Genomic DNA, 22,679 nt, shown 5'->3' on the forward strand with positions numbered 1-22,679 from the left:
AATGACAGGAGACATAAAAATGGCTAAAGTTAAAAATGAAGAGGTTTTAAAAGAGCCCAAAACGCAAGGAAGCGAAGATGAACCGAAAAAGGATAAAAAAAAGGGTGGTTTATTATTTGCTATACTTGCGTTGATTACTGCATTGGCTATTATGGTCGCTGTAGTAGGAGGGGCTTTTTATCTTATTATGCATAATAATATTAACGGGTTGGCGGACAAGTATGGTGAAAATATAAAAAATGTACCTCTGTTAAATCGCGCGCTTCCAAGTCCTCCTAATCCTAATGACCCGGCAAACTTTGATCAAAGCAAGCTTTTAAGCTTATACAAACAGTATAAAACACAAAATGAAAAGCTTACAAAGCAGTTGGAGGAACTAAAAAAACAGAATGAAGAACTTATAAAATATAAAACGGGAGCGGATAAGCTGACTTCAGAAAATGAACAAATTAAGTCAGAAACAGAAAAAGAGAAGGCTCAATTGGAAGAATACAAAAAGCAAGTTGATGAGCTTGTGGCAAACGGTGATAAACAGGGATTTGCTGATTATTTTGTTAAGGTTAATAGTCAAACTGCCGAAAAAATATATAAGGAAGTAGTAGAAGAACAAAAGGTAGATGAAGGAGCAAAGCAATTCGCTCAGCTTTACGAAAAGATGGATACCAAATCTTGTGCCAAGATTTTTGAAGGGCTTGGTGAATCGAAGATAGACTTAATATCATATACACTTAAAACAATGAAAAAAGATATAGCAGCAGAAATATTAGCAACAATGAGTAAGGATTTTGCAACCAAAGTAACTGAAAAACTTGCAAAGGATTATGGAATCAAGCTTTCAAATTAAATAAGTATAAGTTTCAATCTATCAAAAAAAGGAGGTGAAAAGTAATGGTAACAAAGAGTTTTATTGTAGACTTTCTAGGCAAATCTGCAAGTCCTTTAACGGAAATCAAGAAGAAAGAGTCAATAAATTCAGCTTCTTATCCAAACTTTATTGATACTCTAAACTCTACAGTCGAAAAGAATTTTGTAAGCAAAAGTGATCCAAGTGTTCAAAGAAATACTGGCATAAGTTCTGATAAAAAAATTGATAAAAGAAGTACCAAAGGAAATGAGGTAAATGCAAAAGCAGATGCATCGGAAAGTAACAGTAAAATAAAAAGTTATAAGGATGCAGTAAAAGAAAATGAACAGGTGTCAGCAAGAAAGGAAGTAAAAAGCTCTGATGGCAAGTCTGCTGATAATAATGAACATGTTGCGAAGAAGGGTGAGAAAAAAACTGAGACAGTTGAACAAACAGTCATTGAAGAAAGTTTGGCACAGATACTGAATATTAGTGTTGAAGAACTTAAAAAAGTAATGAGTGCACTTAATATCAGTTCAGAAGAGTTGGTAGATGAGTCAAAAACAGCTGAAATTGCGGGCAAGATATCAGACCTTTTTGGATTGAGCAGCGATCAAAAAGCAACCCTTATAAAAATAGCAGAATTTACTGTAAATGAATCAAAAAGCATGGTAAATGAAATGAAAACTCAAGATAACGAGCAGGTTAAAGATAGTAATAAGGAGGGTTGGGTTAAGCTTGAGGGCGTTGATGTTGAGGTGGTAGAGACTGATAAAAAAGTACAGCTTAATGATGTTGAGGCCTTGGGCAATAAGCTCAAAAAAGTTCTGAACGAACTGGAAAACAAGCTTCAAAACGAACCTGAAAAGCTTTTTGAGGGAATTTCAGATAAAGTTGAAGAGATTGCTGTAAATGATGTAACGTCAATAACAGCTAAAGGTACAACAGAAACCAAAACGGTTGAAGATGTAAACTTTACACCTTCAGAAGAGAAGAAGGATGATAAAGTCGCAAAAACTTCCGAAGAATCAGGTAAACCTCAAGAAAAGGAAGCAGATACATCAAGTGACCAGAAAGCAGAAAGAATCGAACTCAGAAAGGCTGAAACAGACAATACAATTGAGTTGAACACTGAAGATGCCAACAATACTCAATTCGGTAATGTTTTGAACAATCAGCAAATAAAAACGAATGGAGCAAGCGAGGTATCCAAATTACAAAATGAAGTTGCTGTATCAAAGAAGGAAATAGTAAGCCAGATTGTCGAAAAGGCGAAAGTCATTTTGACTGATGAAAAGAGTGAAATGGTAATTGACTTAAAGCCGGATCATCTTGGGAAACTTTCACTTAAGGTTGTTACAGAAAGAGGTGCAGTAGTTGCAAAGTTTGTCGCCGAAAGCGAACAGGTTAAAGCAGCTATTGAATCAAATATGGACAATCTAAAGGAATCACTTACCAAACAGGGGTTCTCAATTCAGGGTTTCAGTGTATCGGTTGGTCAGGATTCAAAAAAAGGTTTTGCTGAAGGTTATGAGTTTTCAAAAAACAGTAACAGAGCAGGTAAAGGTGAGAAGGTAGCTGCAACTGGAATGGTCGGGGTTTCCGCTATTGAGGAAAATCAGCAAAAACTGAACCCTTATATGTTAAACAACAGTAGTATTGACTTAACTGCGTAAGAGTGTAAAAGTATCCTAAAGAATGGAGGTTGAAGAATTTTGAGTGTAAGTTCAGTAAGTAATCAAAAGACAATTCAGCAAATAATTGATGATACTTCAGCTACAAAAGCTTCAGAACGAAATACAGGTGAGCTTGGAAAAGATGAATTTATAAATCTTTTAGTTACACAGCTCCAATATCAGGATCCGCTTAACCCTCAGGATGATACACAATTTATCGCGCAAATGGCACAGTTCAGTGCGCTTGAACAGATGCAGAATTTGAATACCAGTTACTCTGCAACTCAAGCCTTCGGCATGATTGGAAAAACTGTTACTGCAAATCTTAAAGATGGTGATTCAAGTAAGACAAATACCATAACCGGCGAAGTTACCAGCGTTAAAATGCAGAGCGGTAAAGCTTACGTAATTGTAAACGGTAACGATATACCTGTTGAAAATGTGCAGGAGGTTAAGGACGGCAGTCAGCTTAATGTTACAAATCTATCAGAGTATACAGGGCTTATTGGGTATGAATGCGGTGGCTATGTTTATGATTCGGATTCCGGATCAATTGTCGGAGTTAAAGGTGTTGTAAAAGAGATTAACAAAGGTGCATATGAAAACTATGCTGTAATGGATGGAGTAACTGTTAATGTAGCTGCTGTTGACAGCGGATCTGCTACTGTAAATTCCAAGTACAAAGAAGAATATCTTAAAAATAGTAAAGGCCAGGAAGTATCATTGATAATATCTGATGATTCAGGAAAACAGGCTTCCGTGAAAGCAGTTCTTAATGATTACAGCGTGTCCTCTGATGGCAGAATAAAGGCAGTACTTGATGGTTTAAATGTTTCGGTTGACGGTATTACAAACATAAAGCCAGCAAAGACTGAAAGCGATGATACGAGCAGCAGTGAAACGCGAGATGCAGATAATAGCGAAACTGTATAGATTAAGGCGGTGATGCTATGATAATTAATAACAACATGTACAATCACCTGAATAAAGTTTCGGGGGGCGGGCTCAACAATCCCACAGTCAATAAACCGAAAGAAAATGCTCAAAGTAGCTTTGATGAGATTTTAAAGGGAAAGATAAATGAAACTTCGGATATCAAATTTTCAAAGCATGCTCAGATGAGACTTGAGACAAGAAATATCAAGATTTCCGATGCTCAAAAGCAGAAGATCTCAAAAGCTTTGGACAAAGCTGAGGAGAAGGGTGTAAAAGACTCTTTGGTAATGGTTGATGATATAGCCCTGGTAGTGAACGTAAAGAACAGGACAGTAATAACTGCAGTAAATAGTAATGAGCTTAAGGAAAATGTATTTACCAATATTGATGGTGCTGTATTTACTTAGTACTTTGTGGTTTGAGTAAACAAATTAAGTAAACAAGCCGATATAAATAATGATAAAGCAGTTTTGTAGCCGGACCCTTTCGGGAGGCTACCTATTCCGGACTGACAGAAGGAATAGAGGGACTCAAAGGAGGTCGATAGATTTATGATGAGATCAATGTTTTCAGGTGTTTCTGGTTTGCGTGCACACCAGACCAAGATGGACGTAATCGGTAACAACGTTGCCAACGTAAATACTGTTGCATACAAGTCTGGAAGAGTGACTTTCCAGGAAGTGTTCAGTCAAACTATAAAAGGCGCGGGTGCACCCGATACTGCTACAGGCCGCGGAGGAACAAACCCGATGCAGGTAGGTTTGGGTATTGGTGTTAGCTCTGTTGATACAATTACAACGAGAGGTAGCTTGCAAAGAACCGACAATCCTACTGATTTGGCTATTGAAGGCGATGGTTTTTTCATTGTAAAGGGCGGAAGTGCTGATACATATCGTTTTACAAGAGCCGGCAATTTTGGCATTGATAAGACAGGAAACCTGGTAACAGGAAGCGGAATGAATGTTTACGGATGGCAGGCTTATACCAGAGAAACCGATGGAACATATAATTATGACACCGAAAATCCTATTGAGCCTATAAACCTTTATTCGGATATTCCAAACAAAAATAAGAGAATGATAGCTGCAAAGGCTACTACTTCGTCTGTTTTTGCCGGTAACCTTGATGCTTCATACGAATCATTAGGAAGCGGAGCTTCAGCAGGAAATGTACAGTTTAGTGTTCCAATGACGGTTTATGACTCTTTGGGTAATTCTTACAGTATAAATGTAGATTTGTGGAAAATATCCGTTGGCAGCAGCGGTAGTGAATGGAATTGGGCTATTGACACAGGTTCGGGATCAACAGCATCATCTGCCAGCGGAACAATTTCGTTTGACAGTGAAGGTCAGATAATAGCTTCAGGGACCTCCGTAAATCCTGCTATATCCATAATTCCGCCAGAAAGTGTAGGCTCAGAGCCGATAGATGTATTATTTGATTTCTCAAAACTTACAATGTATTCCGCTGACAGTTCGGCAAAACCTACAAGTGTTGACGGTTATTCCACAGGAACGCTTGTAAGTTTTAGCATAGGTTCGGATGGAATAATAACGGGTATATACAGCAATGGACAGCAGCAGCCTTTAGGATTAATTGCACTGGCAAGTTTTGAAAACCCTGCAGGTCTCCAGAAGTCAGGTAATAATATGTTTATACCTACAACGAACTCAGGCGATTTCAAGAAAGGTGTAAAGGCAGGGTCTGAAGGAGTTGGAACCTTAAATCCAGGTACACTTGAAATGTCAAATGTTGACCTATCTACTGAATTTACTGATATGATAGTGACCCAGAGAGGTTTCCAGGCAAATAGCAGAATAATTACAACATCTGATGAAATGCTGCAGGAATTGGTTAACTTAAAGAGATAATTAAGGAATAGTGCCCCGCAACGTAATTTTTTCTAAGTTATGTGCGGAGCACAAAAAGAGGAAGTTCATTTTTTCATTATGTGTGATTATTAAATTAGTAACATAAAAAAGTAAAGCGTATAAATTATGTGTTATTCTAAAAAGTTTGTTTCCATAAACAAACTTTTTAGAATATTTGTAATTGGCAAATATTTTTAAAAGAAATTCTAATAATTTTAGAGGAATATCCGGGACCTATGAAGAATAAGTAGTAAATCAACACCGATTTATAATAAATTTCAACAAAAAAACTTATATTTTTGCAAAAAAAATAAATTTTCTATTGAGTTTTTGAGGTAAAAATATTATGATTGTATTGACTAAATTAAATGGATCAAAATTTGTCCTAAATAGTGAACTGATTGAAAGTCTTGAAGGAACACCAGATACTGTTATTTCTACAACGACCGGCAAAAAGATTGTAGTTGCGGAAAATGTTGAAGAAGTAGTCGAAAAAGTAATACAATATAAAAGGAAAATATTCTGTAATTTATTATCTAATAATTAACTGATCTTATGGGAGTTCAATAAAAAAATTGGTTTAATATGTATTGTTACTTACGAGCATTAATAAGGGATATTTTTTAAGATATTCTTATCAAGAAGACCATTGATTTAACCTGCTGTTTATTTAAGTTTCAAAGTTATATAGCTGTGCCCGATTGTATAGTTTTTCTAAGGATAAAGGGGGCATAAAGTTGGAGGGTAAAAGTAGTGGTTTTTTCGTTCTTATCGGTATAGTAGCATTTCTTTCATTAGCTCTTGTGTTATTGGCAGGATATGTGTTTTTTGTGCGCGGAAGCGATGGTGATAAGGCTGCAGAACCGGAAAAGAAAATAACGGTTCCAAAAGATGATGAATTATCCTTGCATCAAATGTTTGATAAAAACATTGCCTTTAATTTGAAGAGCAGTGAAAAAGATACCAGTATTCATATCATTTTAGTTAATCTACAAGTGCAGTATTATACTAAGTTGGATGGTATTGAGAGTACAACGGTGAAGATTGAATCTAATAAGAGCAAGCTTTCGGAAATGGTAGGTACATATTTCCAGGGTTTGACTATTGATGATGTCAAAAAAACAGATGCTAAAGAAAAGGCAAGAGCTGATCTTAAGAAAATGATGAATGATTATTTACTTCAAAATGAAACAATTAATGGTGAACTTGTTTACAGCATTATATTTGAATATTGGTTCTATCAGTAGGAGGTGGTTATAAATGGGTGATATTCTATCACAAAATGAAATAGACGAGCTGCTCAAAGCCCTGAATACTGGAGAAATTGATGTCCAGCATATGACCACAACACCCGAAGAGAAGAAGATAAGAAATCACGATTTTAGAAGGCCGAGCAAGTTTGCCAAGGACCATATGAAAACGCTCAATATCATACATGATAACTATGCAAGACTGCTGACAAACTTTTTATCAGGTTATTTAAGGACACTTGTGCAGGTTGCAGTTATTTCAGTTGAAGCGATAGCATATTATGAATTCAATAATTCAATATCAAATCCGGCAGTACTTGCTATTGTTGATTTTTCTCCCTTATCGGGATCGATTATTTTTGAGATGGCTCCTCCCATTGCGTATGCATTAATTGATAGGATACTTGGTGGTAAGGGTTCTCCAATGGAAAAGATTAGAGAATTTACTGAGGTTGAACTTGCCATTATTGAAAGAATTATTATTCAAGTTCTAAACCTTATGAGGGAGCCATGGGAAAATGTTATTGCGATAAGACCAAGGCTTGAAAAAATTGAGACTAATGCACAATTTGCCCAGATAATATCTGCAAACGAAATGGTAGCATTAATAACTTTAGGTGCAAAAATAGGCGATGTTGAGGGAATGATTAATATCTGCATACCGCATATGGTGGTTGAACCGATAGTATCAAAACTTAGTACAAAGTTCTGGTTCTCTAATAGTGAGAAAGAGAAAACAAATGAAAGCAAGGATACTATTGAGCTTAAAATTGAAAATACCAAGGTACCAGTCAGAGCAGTTTTAGGAAGGTCAACAATTCTGGTAAATGACTTTTTGGAGTTGCAGCCAGGGGATGTAATACCTTTAGATTCCAGTGTTAGTGGAAATCTTGAAATTTTGGTTGGTGACCTTTTAAAGTTTTATGGCACTCCTGGAGTAAAGAAGAACAGGGTTGCAATAAAGGTTAATGAAGTTGTAAGAGGAGAGGAGGAAGAGTAGCATGGGTGACATGTTATCGCAGGCTGAAATTGATGCTTTGCTAAATGGAGGATCAATTCCTGATAGCGGTAGTAATGCCAGTGCTAACGACGGCGAGTCTGAACTTTCAAGTCAGGAAGTTGATGCACTAGGCGAAGTAGGCAATATTAGCATGGGTACATCAGCTACTACGCTTTATGCCCTTTTAGGACACAAAGTACTGATTACTACTCCTCAGGTTACTGTATGTTCATGGGAAGAGTTATCAGAACATTACAGAACAAATTATGTTGCTGTAAAAATTGAGTATACTGAGGGACTTAATGGTGCAAATCTTCTAGTTCTAAAGGAAAATGATGCAAAAGTAATTACCGACCTTATGATGGGTGGTGATGGAAGCAATATTTCAGGAGAACTTACAGATCTTCACTTAAGTGCGATTGGCGAGGCTATGAACCAGATGATTGGTTCAGCGGCAACATCAATGTCATCAATGTTTGATAAAAGAGTGGATATATCTCCTCCAAGAGCTTTTTGTATGACATTTGATAACCAGCAGGAAGATGTTTTTCAACCAGAGGATAGGTTAGTCAAAATTGCATTCAAGATGGTAATCGGGGAGTTGGTAGATAGTGAGATAATGCAGTTGATACCTTTAAAATTTGCCAAATCTCTTGTTGATAACCTTATAAATGCAAATTCAGAAGCTGTTGCGCCACCGCAGAATAATAACAGCAGTGCATCTTCTGTTAAAAATACACCACAGGTACAACCGCCGCCTCAGCAGCCACAACAGCAGTATACGGAGCAATATCCTCAGCAACAGCAGTATCCACAGCAACAATACCAACAGCAGTATCCACCACAGCAATATCCTCCAATGCAGCAGGGGATGGGACAGCCGTTTTATGGACAGGCTCCGCAGGAGCAGGGGAGGTTCAGAGAACCCATTAATGTTCAGCCGGCACAGTTCCAAGCATTTGATGATGGCATGATATCTTTTGAACGAAAGAATATTGGACTTATAATGGATGTGCCATTGCAGGTCACGGTAGAATTAGGGAGAACCAACAGGCTTATTAAGGATATTTTGGAATTTGGACCAGGTTCTATAATCGAGTTGGATAAACTGGCAGGTGAGCCCGTAGATATCCTTGTAAACGGTAAAGTGATAGCAAAAGGGGAAGTTGTTGTAATTGATGAAAGTTTTGGTGTAAGAATTACCGATATTATACATCCTTCAAAGAGGCTTTAGGAATGCCGAAAAGAAAACTTCGGCAAGAACTTCAGTGCCTCATATCTATTGGTTGGGTGAGTACTTATTGAAATAGCAATCAAAAATTTCAAAATACATTTAGGCATTTTGTTTACAATACCATCCGGAAGTAGTAAAGACTATAATTTAAGGAGAGGGATATATAATGAGTAAAAAAATTCTAATTGTTGACGACGCAGCGTTTATGAGAATGATGATTAAGGATATCCTTACAAAAAACGGTTATGAAGTTGCTGGTGAGGCTGAAAATGGAGCACGTGCTATCGATAAGTTTAAGGAGTTAACTCCAGACTTGGTAATAATGGACATAACTATGCCGGAAGTAGACGGAATAGCAGCTGTTAGAGAAATAAAAAAGATCAATTCTGATTCGAAGATAATAATGTGTTCCGCAATGGGGCAGCAGGCAATGGTAATTGAGTCTATCCAGGCGGGTGCAAGGGATTTTATTGTAAAGCCATTCCAGGCAGAAAGAGTTGTAGAAGCAGTTAAGAAAGTATTGGGTTAATACCTGTAACGTAAACAAAACTATAGCTGTTAAAGCTGGACAAGGAGTATCAAATGAGCGGCTTTGGTGACATGCTGATTAGCATTTTTGTGTTTGTTATTGTTTTTGGCTCGATACTCTTTTTGGCATATGTTACTACCAAGTTTGTTGGTAATAAGTCGGGAAGGGCTATGAAAGGGAAGTATGTCAATATTGTTGAAACAGTTAGCTTAGGACTCGACAGCAAGCTTCATCTTGTAAAGATTGGCGAAGAATTTGTGCTGATAAGTGCATCGGGTAAGAATGTTCAACTGCTTACAAAAGTTGATATGGGGGGCTATACTGAAGAGGAAATTTCAGGTAGTGGAAATTCCTTTGATTTTAAAGAAATTTTTGAAAAGTATATTCAGAACTTTAAAGGCAAGCAGAGCACTAAGGGAGATGTAAAGTCAGAAGATAGTAGTAGTAACGAGGATAAAAGTTTTCGGCATAATCTTGAAAAATTAAAGACGATAACATCAAGAGTAGGAAAGTATGATACCAAAGGCGGAGATGAAAACACTAATGGGAATCAAGGTTAAGTACTTTGTAACTGTTACGCTATTACTTATAGTTTTGGTAGTTCTGGCGTCAAATGTATATGCTGAGCCTGATTTAACGTTGCCCAAAGTTAATGTGAGTGTGGGAACTTCCAATACTCCCGAAGATTTTACTTCAAGTGTGCAGGTTTTACTGCTGCTGACTGTCTTGTCATTGGCGCCTTCGATATTGATGATGATGACAAGCTTCACGAGGGTAATAATTGTTCTATCTTTTTTAAGAAATGCTTTGGGAACTCAGCAGATGCCGCCGAATCAAGTGTTGATTGGGCTAGCTTTGTTTTTAACCTTGTTTATAATGAATCCTGTAATTACCGAAATAAATGAAACTGCATATAAGCCTTATTCGAATAAGGAAATAACTCAGCAAGTTGCTTTGGAAAGATCATCTAAAACGATTAAGACTTTTATGTTAAAACAAACGGAAAAGAAGGATCTTGCATTATTTGTATCGCTTTCGGGAACTAAGACTCCAATAAAAGAGCAAGAAGTGCCAAATCTTCCGCTCACTACAATAATTCCTGCTTTTTTGATAAGTGAACTGACAACTGCGTTCAAAATGGGATTTTTAATATATTTACCTTTTCTTGTAATTGATCTGGTTGTTTCAAGTACGTTGATGTCTATGGGAATGATGATGCTTTCTCCGGTAATGATTTCACTTCCGTTTAAAATATTGCTTTTTATTATGGTTGGAGGCTGGAATCTTTTATCACAAATGATTGTGAATAGTTTTGTAACATAGTTGTGTTAAAAATAGAGGGGGATGGAAAATGGATCAGGGTATGGTAATTGAACTGGCTCAGAAGTCTATAATGACGGTTATTTATGTATCAGCCCCTATGCTAGGTTTGAGTTTAATTGTGGGCCTGGCGATAAGTATTTTTCAGGCAACTACGCAGATCCAGGAGCAGACACTTACTTTTATTCCAAAGATATTGGCTGTACTTGCAGGAATAGCAATATTTGGTTCCTGGATGTTAAAAATGTTAATGGAATATACTCAAGGTATTTATATGAATATAAATCAATATATAAGATAAGAATTTATAGGTTTAACTTTGGTGTTCATTATCTATATATCTATATTCTGGAGGATTTAAATTGATCTTAACAGAAGGAATTTTGGTAAACGGTATAGAAGTATTCCTATTAATATTTATAAGGATGGCTGGGCTCTTTGTTATTGCTCCTATATTTAGCAGAGCCAACATTCCTACTTACTTAAAGATAGGCTTTTCATTTATGCTGGCATTAATACTTGTAAATACTATAAGTAACCAGAATATCGTTATCAATAACATTTATGAATTTGCAGCGTTGGTTATAAGAGAGTTTGTTGTCGGAATTACATTGGGTTACGTTTCATACACAATTTTTAACGCGATATATATAGCAGGCGAATTGATAGACATGCAGATTGGTTTTGGTGTAGTTAATGTTATTGATCCTATAAGTAATATTCAAGTGTCGATAACTTCGACATTTTACTTCATCCTTTGTATGTTGGTTTTTATACTATGCAACGGACATCATATTCTTATAAGAGCACTGTTCAGTAGTTATGAATATGTACCTTTAGGGCAGGCAGTGTTTGGAAGTGGGTTGCAGAGTAGGATTCTAGAAATTTTTGGTGGAATATTTCTGATAGCTTTTAAAATTGCAGCGCCAATGCTTACTGCAATACTAATAACAGATGTTGCATTGGGTGTTATCTCAAAAACAGTACCGCAGTTAAATGTATTCGTAGTTGGTATGCCTTTGAAAATCATATTGGGATTGGCTGTTATGGTTTTGACTATGCCATTGTTTATATCCATTGTCGAAACGCTTATTAAAGGAATGGATAGCGAAATGCTTAATTTCCTTAAGAATATGGGGCCAAAATGAAGATGCTAATTGATGAGCACAACATAGATTTGGATGCTATTGACATATCAGAAAGTATATTGGGAAGCAGAAAGAAAAGAATATCCCTAAAACCGCTGAGACTACAGCCTGTTAATCTTCAGCTCTTTGCAGACAGCGGTGATAAGACAGAAAAAGCAACACCAAAGAAGCGAGAAAAGGCAAGAGAAGAAGGACAGGTTCTTCAAAGCAGGGAAATGACTGCTGCTATAGTTCTGCTTTGTTTGTTTATAACTGTCAAAATAGCCGGCGGTTATATGTATGAGCAGATATATGCATACTTTAAAATAGTTTTTGCCGATTATTCGAAGCTAACAGATTTGTTTACTGTAGAAGGTTTGATAAAATTATTCATAGACTTGTTATTGCGTTTTTTAAAAATTGTAGCTCCTGTATTCGCTGTAGCACTTATTACAGGCATTGTATCAGGATATGCTCAGGTAGGTTTTTTATTTACAACAAAGACACTTGCGTTTAAATTTAGCAGGATAAACCCTTTAAGTGGATTTAAAAGAATTTTTTCACTCAGGTCTGTAACAGAATTGGTAAAGTCGATTTTAAAGATAGTAGTAATTGGGTATATCGGATATTCGTACCTGGCAGATGAAGCAAAGAATATTTTAAACACAATGAATATGGATGTTATCAGCATAGCTGCTTATATATGTGTTACTTCAATTAACGTTGCAATAAGGATGTGTATAGCCATGTTGATACTTGGGGTTTTGGATTATGGGTATCAGTGGTGGGAATATGAAAAAAGCCTCAAAATGTCAAAACAGGAGATAAAGCAAGAAAATAAAGAAGCAGAAGGTAATCCTGAAGTAAAGGCAAAGATAAGACAAAAGCAACGTCAGATAGCACTTAGAAGAATGCTTCAGGATATTCCGAAGGCAGATGTTGTAATAACAAACCCGACTCACTTTGCTGTGGCGATAAAATATGACCCTAAAGTTTCAGATGCGCCTATAGTTATTGCTAAGGGTCAGGACTATATAGCTTTAAGAATAAAGGAGATAGCTAAGGAAAATAAGGTAGAAATTGTGGAGAATAAGCCACTGGCAAGAACCCTTTATGCATCAGTGGACATTGGAGAGAGAATACCTCCGGAATTGTTTCAGGCAGTGGCAGAAGTACTCGCCTTTGTATATAGCCTTAAGAATAAAGGAAGAGTTGTATAAAGGCATTTTATTATAGAGAAAATAGAGAAAATAAAAAGGGGGAATGGTTTAGCATGAAGTTTGGGGATATGGCTGTTGCAATTTTAATAGTATCAATAGTATTAATAATGATAATTCCTATCCCCGCAGGAGTGCTTGATGTTCTTATTGCTTTCAATATTGCAATAGCACTGGTTATTCTGCTGAATGTAATATACTCTAAAGAAGCTTTGCAGATGTCAATATTTCCTTCACTGCTGCTATTTACAACGATTTATCGGCTTTCGCTGAATATAAAATCTACAACTCTCGTATTGGCAAGCGGTGAGGCAGGTAAAGTAATAGAAGGTTTTGGAAAGTTTGTAGCGCAGGATAATCTGGTAGTTGGATTTATAGTTTTTTTGATTATAACAATAGTACAGTTTTTGGTTATTACAAAGGGAACAGAGAGAGTATCAGAGGTTGCTGCAAGATTTACGCTGGATGCAATGCCTGGTAAGCAGATGGCAATAGATGCAGACCTTAATGCCGGGCTGATTAATGAAGCTGAGGCGAGAGAAAGAAGAAAAAAGGTTCAGAGAGAAGCGGATTTTTACGGGGCAATGGATGGTGCTACCAAGTATGTAAAGGGAGATGCCATTGCAGGTATAGTTATAACGATATTAAACGTAGTGGGCGGACTTATAATAGGAATGATAATGAGAGGCGAGGATATAACCTTTGCCCTGCAGAATTATTCAATACTGACGATTGGAGACGGTCTTGTAAGCCAGATTCCATCGCTGCTTATTTCTTTTGCAACAGGTCTTATTGTTACGAGGTCTACATCAGACAATGGCCTGAGTGATGACCTTAAAAAGCAGATATTGTACAACCCAAAGGTGTTTTTCATAGCGGCTGGTTTCTGTGCACTGTTGGCTTTTCCGCTTGCAACCATACCTTTTATGTCACTGGCAGCTGTGTTTATGATTCTGGGAATAAAATTAACGAAAAAGGAACAGAAAGACCAGAAGCAGGAAGAAACTCAGATTGAAGAAAAAGAGGTAGAAGAGATCAGGAAACCTGAGAATGTTGTTAATTTACTTCAGGTTGACCCGATAGAACTTGAATTTGGATATGGAATTATTCCCTTGGCTGATGTAAATCAGGGTGGGGATTTATTGGATAGAGTGGTAATGATAAGAAGACAGCTGGCACTTGAACTTGGTATGATTGTTCCGATTATAAGGCTAAGAGATAATATTCAGCTAAGCCCTAACGAATATGTTATCAAAATTAAAGGAGTTGAGGTAGCAAGTGGAGAAATAATGCTTGACCACTTTATAGCGATGAGTCCGGGATTTGTTGAGGAAGAGATAGAGGGTATTAAGACAACTGAACCGGCTTTCGGCTTACCAGCAGTATGGATTAATGAAGCTCAGAGGGATAAGGCTGAGATGCTCGGATATACGGTGGTTGATCCTCCATCCATAATTGCTACACATCTTACTGAAATTGTAAAAGCTCATGCGCATGAATTGACCGGCAGGCAGGAAGTTCAAACGATTATCGAAAAAGTTAAGGAGAATTATCCAGCAATAGTTGATGAACTGGTACCTAAAGTGATGACTATAGGAGAAATTCAAAAAGTTGTTGCAAACCTCCTAAAAGAAGGAGTTTCCATAAGGGATATCGTTACAATACTTGAAACGCTGGCGGATTATGCTCCTGTGACCCATGATACCGATATGCTGACTGAGTACGTAAGACAGGCATTGGGCCGGGCGATATCCAAGAAGTTTATAAGAGACAAAAAATCAAATGTAATTACCCTGGATCCAAAGCTCGAACAGATAATACTTGATGCGGTACAGAGAACTGAACACGGATCATATTTAACACTCGAGCCAAATACAACAAACTCGATTATAAGTAATTTGTCAAATCAGGTTCAAAGACTTATGAAGCTTGGACAGCAGCCAATAGTACTTGCATCACCGATAGTCAGATTATACTTTAGAAGGCTTACAGAGCAAGCAATACCCGGTTTGGTCGTATTATCATATAATGAGCTTGATCCGCATTTAGAGGTTCAATCAGTTGGGATGGTGAGTATATAAGATGAAGATTAGACGTTACATGGGAAAAGATACTCAGGAAGCAATATTAAAAGTTAAAATGGACCTTGGAAACGATGCGGTCATTTTAAACACCAGAAAAGTCAGGCAAAAGGGAATTTTAAAAGTATTTGCCAAGCCGATGGTTGAAGTGCTTGCAGCAGTAGATGAGTTCTATGGAACGAAAAACAAGAAGGAGCCCCCAAAAAGTGAAGTCAGATTTCCGGTTCAAGAAAAAAATGTAGAAGAACAAAGTAATTTGAAAGAAAAAGAGGAAAAGATAGCTCTGTTGGAGAATAAAGTAAACAATATGGAATCTGTACTTCAAAAGATCTACGAACAAGTCAGTCATGGAAATGAAAAGATGGCAGTTAAAGTAGATCAGCCTGAAGACAAAGTAAAGCCGAAGATTGCAGAACTTTTCTATAATAATTTGTTAAAAAATGAAGTTGAAGGTGATATCGCAAAGCAGTTAATTGATATTATACAGAGCAGGGTTAAGGATAACGCAAATATCAATGATGCTGGAGCGGTACTATATAACCTGATTTCCGGTATACTTGGCAAACCGGAGACACTTAAGCTGAGGGAGGATGGCAAACCTACCGTGGTAATATTTGTAGGACCAACGGGAGTGGGAAAGACAACTACTTTAGCTAAAATTGCAGCAAATTATTCTCTTAATCAAAAAAAGAAAGTCGGTCTAATAACAGCCGATACCTATAGGATAGCAGCAGTAGAACAACTTAAAACATATGCTGAGATACTGGGAATGCCAGTGGAAGTAATTTACTCCATAAATGAAATTAATGATGCAAAAGATAAGTATCAGGATAAGGATATTATACTTATTGATACTGCAGGAAGAAGTTATAGAAATAAATCTCAGTTTGATGAACTTAAAATGCTGGTTGATGCTTCACACGCAGATGAAGTGTTCCTCGTGCTCAGCACTACTACAGGGGTGAGAAATTGCAGAGATATACTGGCAAGTTATGATTTCCTTAAAGACTATAAGTTGATATTTACCAAATTAGATGAGACACCAGCCCTTGGAATTATCTTGAATGCAAGGCGGTTGACCAATAGAAATTTGTCTTATGTTACTATCGGACAGAGTGTGCCTGATGATATTGAAGTTGCTAATATCGATAAAATCACAAAAAATCTATTAGGGAGTATTTCGTAGATGATGGACCAGGCAGAAAGACTAAGGCAAATAATAGACAACTTAAAACTGAGACAGGCTGTGAGTCAGGCGAATCTCCTTAACAACATGCGAAAGAAAACAGCTAAGGTAATAACTGTGACAAGCGGTAAGGGTGGTGTTGGGAAGACCAATATAACAGTCAACCTAGCCATAGCGCTTAGTGAGATGGGAAAACGTGTTACAATTTTGGATGCTGACTTTGGTCTGGCAAATATTGATGTATTGCTTGGTATAATACCTAAATACACACTTGTGGATGTTATATATGATAATAAGAACATTTTTGAAGTATTGTCAGAGGGACCTAAAAATATAAGATTTGTTTCGGGAGGTTCCGGTGTTGAGGAACTCGTGAAACTTGATAAGGTCCAGCTCGAAAAGTTCTTAGGTAACATTTCACTGCTAGACAAACTGTCCGATGTAATACTCATTGATACTGGTGCAGGCCTGTCGGATAATGTTATGAGCTTTGTAATGGCAGCGGATGAGGTTCTCCTTGTGACAACACCTGAGCCTACTTCCATTACCGATGCCTATGCGCTTATAAAGATGGTATCCAATAGGGATAAGGACAAGAAAATAAAGGTTATAGTAAACAGGGCGGAAAGTGCAAATGAAGCCAATGATATACTCAATAAATTATCTATAGTAACTGATAAGTTTTTAGAATTGAAGTTAGAACCGCTAGGATACATACTCCAGGATGAAATGGTTATAAAGGCAGTAAAAATGCAGCAACCTTTTGCACTAAGTTTTCCAAAATGTCAGGCATCAAGACATATAAAAGATATCAGCTCCAAGATTTTAGATGTTAAGAATGATAAGTCTGGTATGGAGAACACGGGTATAAAAAGTTTTGTCAGCAGGCTGGTTAATCTATTGAACACTTAACGGCAATAGAAAGGTTTTAATCGGGTGATACCTTAATCTGCATGGGGGATCAAAATGAAATATAGTGATTTGAACTTAGGATTAAAACTGGAATTACAGCTTTTAGGGTACGATGGAAGAAGGATTGACAAGCCCTTTGTCAGTGAGTTTGAGTGGGCTGTAGGTAACGATACTGTTTTTATCGCTGCCCCTATACATGAAGGAAGGTTGTATCCTGTACAGATTGGTACAAGAGTGATAATTTCATTTATAAAAGAGAACAATCTCTTTGAGTTTGAAGCGATAGTTATTGATAGGGAAAGTAAGCACAATTTGGCACTTTTGAAGATTCAGGCAATTGGTCAGATTGAGAAGGTTCAAAGACGAGAGTTTTTCAGGTTTGACTGTTGTGTGCCTGTTAACTATAGAGAGGTTCAATTACCGAAACAGGAATTTAAGGAAGACATTCAATTTATAAAGACAGTAACCAGGGATATAAGCGGCGGTGGCTTGTGTATGCGCCTCAAAGAACCAGTCGAGCAGGATAAATTGATAGAGTGCGAATTGTTTATTACAAGTAAAATTAATTTCTTTGGAAGAGTTGTAAGGCTTACAAAATACGACACTATACAGGGAATATACAGATACGAAATAGGAGTTGTTTTTGAGAAGATTGACGCAATTGTAAGAGAAAAAGTTGTTGGCTATATATTCCAAGAGCAGAGAAGACTTTTAAAAAAGGGTTGATTTATGGCTATGGAGAAACATTATAAAGAGAAAATTAAAGTATTGGTAGTTGATGATTCGGCCTTTATGAGAAAAGTTATATCGGATATTCTCGGCAGTGATGAGGAGATTGAGGTGGTTGATACCGCAAAGAGTGGTATTGATGCACTTGAAAAGGCTGTAGAACTAAGACCGGACGTAATTACCCTGGATGTAAAAATGCCTGAAATGGATGGGCTTGAATGCTTAAGGGAGCTTAACAGGCTTGGAAAAATACCTGTTATTATGCTTAGCAGTGTTACAAAAGATGGGGCAGAAGCCACTATTCAGGCGCTTGCTGATGGTGCTATTGATTTTATAACAAAACCATCAAATATATTTAATATGAATGGGGAAGAAAAAAGAAAAGAGATAATAGAAAAGGTAAAAATAGCGAGATATTCGTTACGCGATTTAAATATTAATAAGCATCCTAAAAGCAAAAAAATGCAGGTTGAAAATAATGCTAATGATGCAATCTCTAATCTAGTACTAATTGGAACATCTACAGGAGGGCCAAAAGCGCTTCAAGATGTTATTCCATTGATCCCTGAAAATGTAAACGCAGCATTTCTGGTTGTTCAACATATGCCAGCTGGATTTACAAAATCTTTGGCTGATAGATTGGATGGTATTAGTAAGGTAAACGTAAAGGAAGCCGAAAATGATGAAAAAATAAAAACAGGTTATGTATATTTAGCCCCAGGAGATTACCATATGATAGTAGAGAAATATGATGACAATAATTTAAAAATTAAGCTGACTAAAGATCCGCCCGTAGGAGGGCATAGACCTTCTGTGGATGTAATGATGGAGTCGGTTTCAAATACAGGGTTTAAGAATATTATAGCGGTAATAATGACAGGGATGGGCGGGGATGGAAGTGAAGGAGTTAAAATGTTAAAGAATATTAACAAGGCGAAAATAATTGCTCAGGATGAAAATACATGTGTTGTTTTTGGAATGCCGAGGGTAGCAATCCTTACAGGAGTTGTAGATGTCGTAACACCACTTAATGAAATTACCGGTGAGATTATGAAAATTGTGGGGGTGCATAAATAATGGATATGAGTCAATACCTGGAAATTTTTATTGATGAAACAAAAGAGCATTTACAAGGGTTAAACCAATCATTGCTTCAGCTTGAACAAAACCCGCAGGATATATCTACTTTGAATGAAATATTCAGGGTAGCTCATACATTAAAAGGTATGGCTGGCACTATGGGCTTTAACAAAATGGCAAAACTGACTCACGATATGGAAAATGTTTTACATGCGCTAAGAAGTAATGAGATTAAAGTAACTCCTAATTTGGTAGATATATTGTTTAAGTGTCTGGATGCCCTCGAAAACTATACGGAGAATATAGTGAATACTGGGGGTGAGGGTAATAATGAATATAACGATATAATCTCAGAGCTTGGCAATGCTGTGAATAAAAAGGCGGTAGAGCCGACTGCACAGAAAGCTGCAACTGTACACAAAACTGAGAATACTGAACAAGAGGCTGAAATTAATACTCATGCCACAGCACAGTTCAAACTTAACCAATATGAGCAAAATGTTGCTTACAAAGCAAAAGAGATGGGTATGAATGTATTAAAGATCACTGTAGTTCTAAACAAAGGCTGTGTTCTAAAGTCAGCACGTTCATTCATAATATTCCAGACGCTTGAAAGACATTCGGAAATAATAAAATCAGAACCAAGAGTTGAAGACATAGAGGATGAAAAATTTGATTTTGAGTTTACTGTTGTATGCGTAACAAAAGAAGAGCCAGATGTTTTTGTAAAAGATATTAATAGTATTGCAGAGATTGATGAAGTTATTATTAATACTTTAGGTTCAACTGATTTTCAGCCATCTCCAATGCAAGAAGAATGTTCAGTTTCAAATCAAACTGATTCATGTGAATCTAATACAAATTCTGAAGCTGATTGTTCAGCGGAGACAAAACAGGATACAAATGCTCAGGGTGCTTCAGCGCATAAGACCAAAACAGGTAAGACGGTTAGGGTTGATATTGACAGGCTTGATGTTTTAATGAATCTTGTCAGTGAGCTTATTATAATAAAGACCAGACTTGAAGGATTAGAAGGCGGAGAAAGATCACAATCTTACAGTGAAGCTGTAGAGTACCTTGAACGTATCACAACCAACCTCCATGATGCTGTTATGAAGGTAAGAATGGTGCCTGTTGAAATGGTATTTAACAGGTTCCCAAGAATGATAAGAGACGTTGCAAGGGAACTGAAAAAGGAGATTGTCCTCAACATGTCCGGTGAGGAGACAGAACTTGACAGAACTGTTATTGATGAAATAGGAGATCCGTTAATTCACCTTCTTCGTAACTCAGCTGACCACGGAATTGAGTCTATAGAAAAAAGAAAAGAAATTGGCAAACCAGCAAGCGGGCAAATCAACTTAAGAGCTTACCAGGATGGTAACAATGTTGTAATTGAAGTTGAAGATGATGGACAGGGAATAAATCTTGAAAAAGTTAAAAAGAAGGCAATTGAAAAAGGCCTTGTTAAAAAGGATATTGCAAACACGTTATCACAGAAGGATATAATAGACTTCTTGTTTAAGCCATCTTTCAGTACGCAGGATCAGATAACGGATTTATCGGGACGTGGCGTAGGCTTGGATGTGGTAAAAACCAAAATAGAGCAGCTTGGTGGGGTTGTAGAGGTTGAAACGGAATCGGGCAAGGGTAGTAAATTTATAATAAGGCTGCCGCTTACATTGGCTATTATCCAAGCTTTACTCGTAACAATAGGTGAGGAGAAGTACGCTATACCGCTTAACAGCACTAAAGAAATATTAAAGGTATCTCCTGATCAGATAATGATGGTACAGAAACAGGAAGTAATTATGATCAGAAATACTGTTATACCGCTTGTAAGGCTTGATAAGATATTGGAAGTACCTAAGAATGATACTAAGAGTGCAAAACAGTTAACTGTTGTTATCGTTAAAAAGGGTGAAAGATTATCTGGTTTTGTGGTAGATTCATTGATTGGACAACAGGAAATTGTTATAAAGTCTTTAGGAAAACTTCTTTACGGAATCAAGTGTATAGCGGGTGCTACGATACTTGGAGATGGAAACGTTGCTATGATATTGGATGTAAATTCACTGGCTATATAGGAGGGAGTTGAAAAAATGGAAGACGTTATCAATGTTGAAGGAAAGCAATATGTCGTATTTATGTTGGGCAAGGAAAACTATGGAGTGGATATTCAAAAGGTAACGACTATTGAAAAGATAATGCCATATGCAAGAGTACCTAAAACTCCTGATTATGTAAAAGGTGTGATAAACTTAAGGGGAGAAATCGTACCGGTAATGGATATTAGAACCAAGTTTGGAATGGAAGTAAGCGAGGAGACGGAAGAGACAAGAATTATCATTATTAAAATAAATGAAATTTCTTTAGGGATAATCGTAGATGAAGTAGATGAGGTCCTTAATTTGACAGAAGAGTCTATTGAGAACGTAGCAAACTTTACAAATGACCTTTCAATGGATTATATCCTAGGAGTAGGTAAGGTTGACGGAAGAATAGTAACGCTCTTAAACCTTGAAAAAATCATTGATATATCGGAAAATAACGATCAGGGAGAGTAACCGCTATGACAGTGAATTTTGATAACTTCAATAATTATGAAATTGATGTTTTGAGAGAGATTGGAAATATTGGTGCAGGTAATGCGGCAACTGCTCTTGCTAAAATGATCAATAAGAAGGTTGACATGGAAGTACCGAAAGTAAAGGTAATGGAATTTAAGGAAGTAAACGAAATGCTCGGTGGTGCGGAATTACCGGTAGTTGGTTTGCTGCTTAAAATGACCGGTGATCTTTCGGGAAGCATAATGTTTATTTTGGAAAACAATGCAGCTCACATCCTTATAAATATTCTAATGGGGAAACCTACTGAGAATAGGTCGGATTTTGATGAAATTGAAGTGTCTGCATTAAAGGAATTAGGAAATATACTTTCCGGGTCTTATATGTCAGCTTTGTCAACTCTTACGGGACTTAATATACTGCCAACTGTACCGGAAATTGCAATTGATATGGCTGGTGCAATTATAAGTGTTCCGGCAATAGAGTTTGGAAAGCTTGGAGATACTGTTTTATATATTGAAACAGAGTTTAGTGAAGGAACTACCAAGGTACTGGGGGATTTCTTTCTGGTTCCGGATATTGATTCATATGAAGTGCTATTAAGGGCATTAGGGGTTATGAGCTGATGGAGAACACTATAAAAGTTGGTATGGCCGACTTGCAGGCTGCATGCCATCCAGCTGTATTAACAACATTAGGCTTGGGTTCATGTGTTGGCATAGCCTTATATGATAGAAGTACATGTACAATTGGCTTGGCTCATGCCATGCTTCCAGACAGTACACAAGCCAAAAATATGACAAATATTGCTAAGTTTGTAGACTCTTCACTTGAAGCCCTTATTGGCCAAATGATAAAACTAGGTGCCAATAGGAGCAAAATCGTTGCGAAGCTTGCAGGTGGAGCGCAGATGTTTAATTTTTCACAGTCATCTGATTTAATGAGGATTGGGTTAAGAAATGTTTTAGCTGCCAAGGAAAGGCTTGAATTGCTAAGAATTCCTCTTATATCTGAAGATACAGGTGGAAATTATGGAAGAACAATTGAACTTAATTCATCTAATGGTATTTTGCTTATAAAAACTATAGGATATGGTGTAAAGGAAATATAAGTTATTACT

The 22,679-nt window shown here is 36.9% G+C and carries 24 protein-coding genes; all 24 read left to right on the forward strand.

The annotated features are described in order from the left end of the window. Nucleotides 1–19 precede the first annotated feature (19 nt). A complete protein-coding gene (locus ACECE_RS0216060; protein ID WP_010249100.1) occupies nucleotides 20–844 on the forward strand; it encodes a MotE family protein in 825 nt (274 codons plus the stop codon). Nucleotides 845–888: 44 nt separating this feature from the next. Continuing rightward, entirely contained in the window at nucleotides 889–2,520 is a 1,632-nt protein-coding gene (locus ACECE_RS29505) for a flagellar hook-length control protein FliK (RefSeq protein ID WP_010249102.1), read from the forward strand. Nucleotides 2,521–2,559: 39 nt separating this feature from the next. After that, the gene (locus tag ACECE_RS0216070; RefSeq protein ID WP_010249104.1) at nucleotides 2,560–3,453 is read left to right on the forward strand and encodes a flagellar hook capping FlgD N-terminal domain-containing protein; all 894 of its coding nucleotides are present in this window, start codon (nucleotides 2,560–2,562) and stop codon (nucleotides 3,451–3,453) included. A gap of 17 nt (nucleotides 3,454–3,470) precedes the next feature. Next, nucleotides 3,471–3,863, forward strand: coding sequence for a TIGR02530 family flagellar biosynthesis protein (locus ACECE_RS0216075; protein ID WP_010249106.1), 393 nt, complete (start codon nucleotides 3,471–3,473; stop codon nucleotides 3,861–3,863). 144 nt (nucleotides 3,864–4,007) lie between these two features. Continuing rightward, nucleotides 4,008–5,327 carry a flagellar hook protein FlgE gene (locus tag ACECE_RS0216080; protein WP_010249108.1) on the forward strand — a complete coding sequence of 440 codons (1,320 nt, stop codon included), beginning with the start codon at nucleotides 4,008–4,010 and terminating at the stop codon, nucleotides 5,325–5,327. 346 nt (nucleotides 5,328–5,673) lie between these two features. Continuing rightward, nucleotides 5,674–5,874: a flagellar FlbD family protein gene (locus tag ACECE_RS0216085; RefSeq protein WP_010249110.1), complete on the forward strand. Its 201-nt coding sequence runs from the start codon at nucleotides 5,674–5,676 to the stop codon at nucleotides 5,872–5,874. Between the two features lie 190 nt (nucleotides 5,875–6,064). Continuing rightward, the gene (locus ACECE_RS0216090) at nucleotides 6,065–6,574 is read left to right on the forward strand and encodes a flagellar basal body-associated FliL family protein (protein ID WP_010249111.1); all 510 of its coding nucleotides are present in this window, start codon (nucleotides 6,065–6,067) and stop codon (nucleotides 6,572–6,574) included. A 13-nt stretch (nucleotides 6,575–6,587) separates the two neighbouring features. Continuing rightward, on the forward strand, nucleotides 6,588–7,577 hold the full coding sequence (gene fliM, locus ACECE_RS0216095) for a flagellar motor switch protein FliM (protein ID WP_010249113.1): 990 nt from the start codon (nucleotides 6,588–6,590) through the stop codon (nucleotides 7,575–7,577). Between the two features lies 1 nt (nucleotide 7,578). Further along, a complete protein-coding gene (gene fliY / locus ACECE_RS0216100) occupies nucleotides 7,579–8,811 on the forward strand; it encodes a flagellar motor switch phosphatase FliY (protein WP_010249115.1) in 1,233 nt (410 codons plus the stop codon). Nucleotides 8,812–8,977: 166 nt separating this feature from the next. Further along, nucleotides 8,978–9,340 (forward strand): response regulator, encoded by a 363-nt coding sequence (locus tag ACECE_RS0216105; RefSeq protein WP_010249118.1) that lies wholly within the window; start codon nucleotides 8,978–8,980, stop codon nucleotides 9,338–9,340. A gap of 53 nt (nucleotides 9,341–9,393) precedes the next feature. Further along, a complete protein-coding gene (locus ACECE_RS0216110; protein WP_010249119.1) occupies nucleotides 9,394–9,900 on the forward strand; it encodes a flagellar biosynthetic protein FliO in 507 nt (168 codons plus the stop codon). After that, nucleotides 9,854–10,663, forward strand: a complete 810-nt coding sequence (gene fliP / locus ACECE_RS0216115; protein ID WP_407636670.1) for a flagellar type III secretion system pore protein FliP — start codon at nucleotides 9,854–9,856, stop codon at nucleotides 10,661–10,663. The genes ACECE_RS0216110 and fliP overlap by 47 nt, the downstream gene beginning before the upstream one ends. A gap of 28 nt (nucleotides 10,664–10,691) precedes the next feature. Further along, nucleotides 10,692–10,961 carry a flagellar biosynthesis protein FliQ gene (gene fliQ / locus ACECE_RS0216120; protein WP_010249124.1) on the forward strand — a complete coding sequence of 90 codons (270 nt, stop codon included), beginning with the start codon at nucleotides 10,692–10,694 and terminating at the stop codon, nucleotides 10,959–10,961. Nucleotides 10,962–11,022: 61 nt separating this feature from the next. Beyond that, the gene (fliR, locus tag ACECE_RS0216125) at nucleotides 11,023–11,808 is read left to right on the forward strand and encodes a flagellar biosynthetic protein FliR (RefSeq protein ID WP_010249126.1); all 786 of its coding nucleotides are present in this window, start codon (nucleotides 11,023–11,025) and stop codon (nucleotides 11,806–11,808) included. Further along, nucleotides 11,805–13,007 (forward strand): flagellar biosynthesis protein FlhB, encoded by a 1,203-nt coding sequence (flhB, locus tag ACECE_RS0216130; protein WP_010249128.1) that lies wholly within the window; start codon nucleotides 11,805–11,807, stop codon nucleotides 13,005–13,007. Before fliR ends, flhB begins: the two co-directional genes overlap by 4 nt. A gap of 53 nt (nucleotides 13,008–13,060) precedes the next feature. Beyond that, complete coding sequence (gene flhA, locus ACECE_RS0216135) at nucleotides 13,061–15,085, forward strand: flagellar biosynthesis protein FlhA (protein ID WP_010249130.1); 2,025 nt, start codon at nucleotides 13,061–13,063, stop codon at nucleotides 15,083–15,085. 1 nt (nucleotide 15,086) lies between these two features. Continuing rightward, a complete protein-coding gene (gene flhF / locus ACECE_RS0216140; RefSeq protein WP_010249132.1) occupies nucleotides 15,087–16,271 on the forward strand; it encodes a flagellar biosynthesis protein FlhF in 1,185 nt (394 codons plus the stop codon). Beyond that, nucleotides 16,272–17,183 (forward strand): MinD/ParA family protein, encoded by a 912-nt coding sequence (locus tag ACECE_RS0216145; RefSeq protein WP_010249133.1) that lies wholly within the window; start codon nucleotides 16,272–16,274, stop codon nucleotides 17,181–17,183. It abuts the gene before it with no gap. A 54-nt stretch (nucleotides 17,184–17,237) separates the two neighbouring features. Then, nucleotides 17,238–17,909 carry a flagellar brake protein gene (locus ACECE_RS0216150; protein WP_010249134.1) on the forward strand — a complete coding sequence of 224 codons (672 nt, stop codon included), beginning with the start codon at nucleotides 17,238–17,240 and terminating at the stop codon, nucleotides 17,907–17,909. 3 nt (nucleotides 17,910–17,912) lie between these two features. Continuing rightward, nucleotides 17,913–18,989 carry a protein-glutamate methylesterase/protein-glutamine glutaminase gene (locus ACECE_RS0216155; RefSeq protein ID WP_010249135.1) on the forward strand — a complete coding sequence of 359 codons (1,077 nt, stop codon included), beginning with the start codon at nucleotides 17,913–17,915 and terminating at the stop codon, nucleotides 18,987–18,989. Next, the gene (locus tag ACECE_RS0216160; protein ID WP_010249136.1) at nucleotides 18,989–21,079 is read left to right on the forward strand and encodes a chemotaxis protein CheA; all 2,091 of its coding nucleotides are present in this window, start codon (nucleotides 18,989–18,991) and stop codon (nucleotides 21,077–21,079) included. Before ACECE_RS0216155 ends, ACECE_RS0216160 begins: the two co-directional genes overlap by 1 nt. A 15-nt stretch (nucleotides 21,080–21,094) precedes the next feature. Continuing rightward, nucleotides 21,095–21,559, forward strand: a complete 465-nt coding sequence (locus ACECE_RS0216165) for a chemotaxis protein CheW (RefSeq protein WP_010249137.1) — start codon at nucleotides 21,095–21,097, stop codon at nucleotides 21,557–21,559. A gap of 5 nt (nucleotides 21,560–21,564) precedes the next feature. Continuing rightward, on the forward strand, nucleotides 21,565–22,185 hold the full coding sequence (locus tag ACECE_RS0216170) for a chemotaxis protein CheC (RefSeq protein ID WP_010249138.1): 621 nt from the start codon (nucleotides 21,565–21,567) through the stop codon (nucleotides 22,183–22,185). Next, nucleotides 22,185–22,670 carry a chemotaxis protein CheD gene (locus tag ACECE_RS0216175; RefSeq protein ID WP_010249139.1) on the forward strand — a complete coding sequence of 162 codons (486 nt, stop codon included), beginning with the start codon at nucleotides 22,185–22,187 and terminating at the stop codon, nucleotides 22,668–22,670. Before ACECE_RS0216170 ends, ACECE_RS0216175 begins: the two co-directional genes overlap by 1 nt. Nucleotides 22,671–22,679 lie beyond the last annotated feature (9 nt).

The organism is Acetivibrio cellulolyticus CD2 (assembly GCF_000179595.2).
Lineage (GTDB): Bacteria > Bacillota > Clostridia > Acetivibrionales > Acetivibrionaceae > Acetivibrio > Acetivibrio cellulolyticus.

Excerpts from the sequence above, each read along its gene's own strand:
- ACECE_RS0216155 (WP_010249135.1), top strand. The coding sequence starts at position 17,913 with ATGGCTATGGAGAAACATTATAAAGAGAAAATTAAAGTATTGGTAGTT.
- fliY (WP_010249115.1), top strand. The coding sequence starts at position 7,579 with ATGGGTGACATGTTATCGCAGGCTGAAATTGATGCTTTGCTAAATGGA.
- flhB (WP_010249128.1), top strand. The coding sequence starts at position 11,805 with ATGAAGATGCTAATTGATGAGCACAACATAGATTTGGATGCTATTGAC.
- flhA (WP_010249130.1), top strand. The coding sequence starts at position 13,061 with ATGAAGTTTGGGGATATGGCTGTTGCAATTTTAATAGTATCAATAGTA.
- ACECE_RS0216175 (WP_010249139.1), top strand. The coding sequence starts at position 22,185 with ATGGAGAACACTATAAAAGTTGGTATGGCCGACTTGCAGGCTGCATGC.
- ACECE_RS0216110 (WP_010249119.1), top strand. The coding sequence starts at position 9,394 with ATGAGCGGCTTTGGTGACATGCTGATTAGCATTTTTGTGTTTGTTATT.
- ACECE_RS0216145 (WP_010249133.1), top strand. The coding sequence starts at position 16,272 with ATGATGGACCAGGCAGAAAGACTAAGGCAAATAATAGACAACTTAAAA.
- ACECE_RS0216160 (WP_010249136.1), top strand. The coding sequence starts at position 18,989 with ATGGATATGAGTCAATACCTGGAAATTTTTATTGATGAAACAAAAGAG.
- ACECE_RS0216170 (WP_010249138.1), top strand. The coding sequence starts at position 21,565 with ATGACAGTGAATTTTGATAACTTCAATAATTATGAAATTGATGTTTTG.
- ACECE_RS0216150 (WP_010249134.1), top strand. The coding sequence starts at position 17,238 with ATGAAATATAGTGATTTGAACTTAGGATTAAAACTGGAATTACAGCTT.
- ACECE_RS0216075 (WP_010249106.1), top strand. The coding sequence starts at position 3,471 with ATGATAATTAATAACAACATGTACAATCACCTGAATAAAGTTTCGGGG.
- ACECE_RS0216085 (WP_010249110.1), top strand. The coding sequence starts at position 5,674 with ATGATTGTATTGACTAAATTAAATGGATCAAAATTTGTCCTAAATAGT.
- fliQ (WP_010249124.1), top strand. The coding sequence starts at position 10,692 with ATGGATCAGGGTATGGTAATTGAACTGGCTCAGAAGTCTATAATGACG.
- ACECE_RS0216105 (WP_010249118.1), top strand. The coding sequence starts at position 8,978 with ATGAGTAAAAAAATTCTAATTGTTGACGACGCAGCGTTTATGAGAATG.
- ACECE_RS29505 (WP_010249102.1), top strand. The coding sequence starts at position 889 with ATGGTAACAAAGAGTTTTATTGTAGACTTTCTAGGCAAATCTGCAAGT.
- ACECE_RS0216060 (WP_010249100.1), top strand. The coding sequence starts at position 20 with ATGGCTAAAGTTAAAAATGAAGAGGTTTTAAAAGAGCCCAAAACGCAA.
- fliM (WP_010249113.1), top strand. The coding sequence starts at position 6,588 with ATGGGTGATATTCTATCACAAAATGAAATAGACGAGCTGCTCAAAGCC.
- ACECE_RS0216080 (WP_010249108.1), top strand. The coding sequence starts at position 4,008 with ATGATGAGATCAATGTTTTCAGGTGTTTCTGGTTTGCGTGCACACCAG.
- flhF (WP_010249132.1), top strand. The coding sequence starts at position 15,087 with ATGAAGATTAGACGTTACATGGGAAAAGATACTCAGGAAGCAATATTA.
- ACECE_RS0216165 (WP_010249137.1), top strand. The coding sequence starts at position 21,095 with ATGGAAGACGTTATCAATGTTGAAGGAAAGCAATATGTCGTATTTATG.
- fliP (WP_407636670.1), top strand. The coding sequence starts at position 9,854 with ATGATACCAAAGGCGGAGATGAAAACACTAATGGGAATCAAGGTTAAG.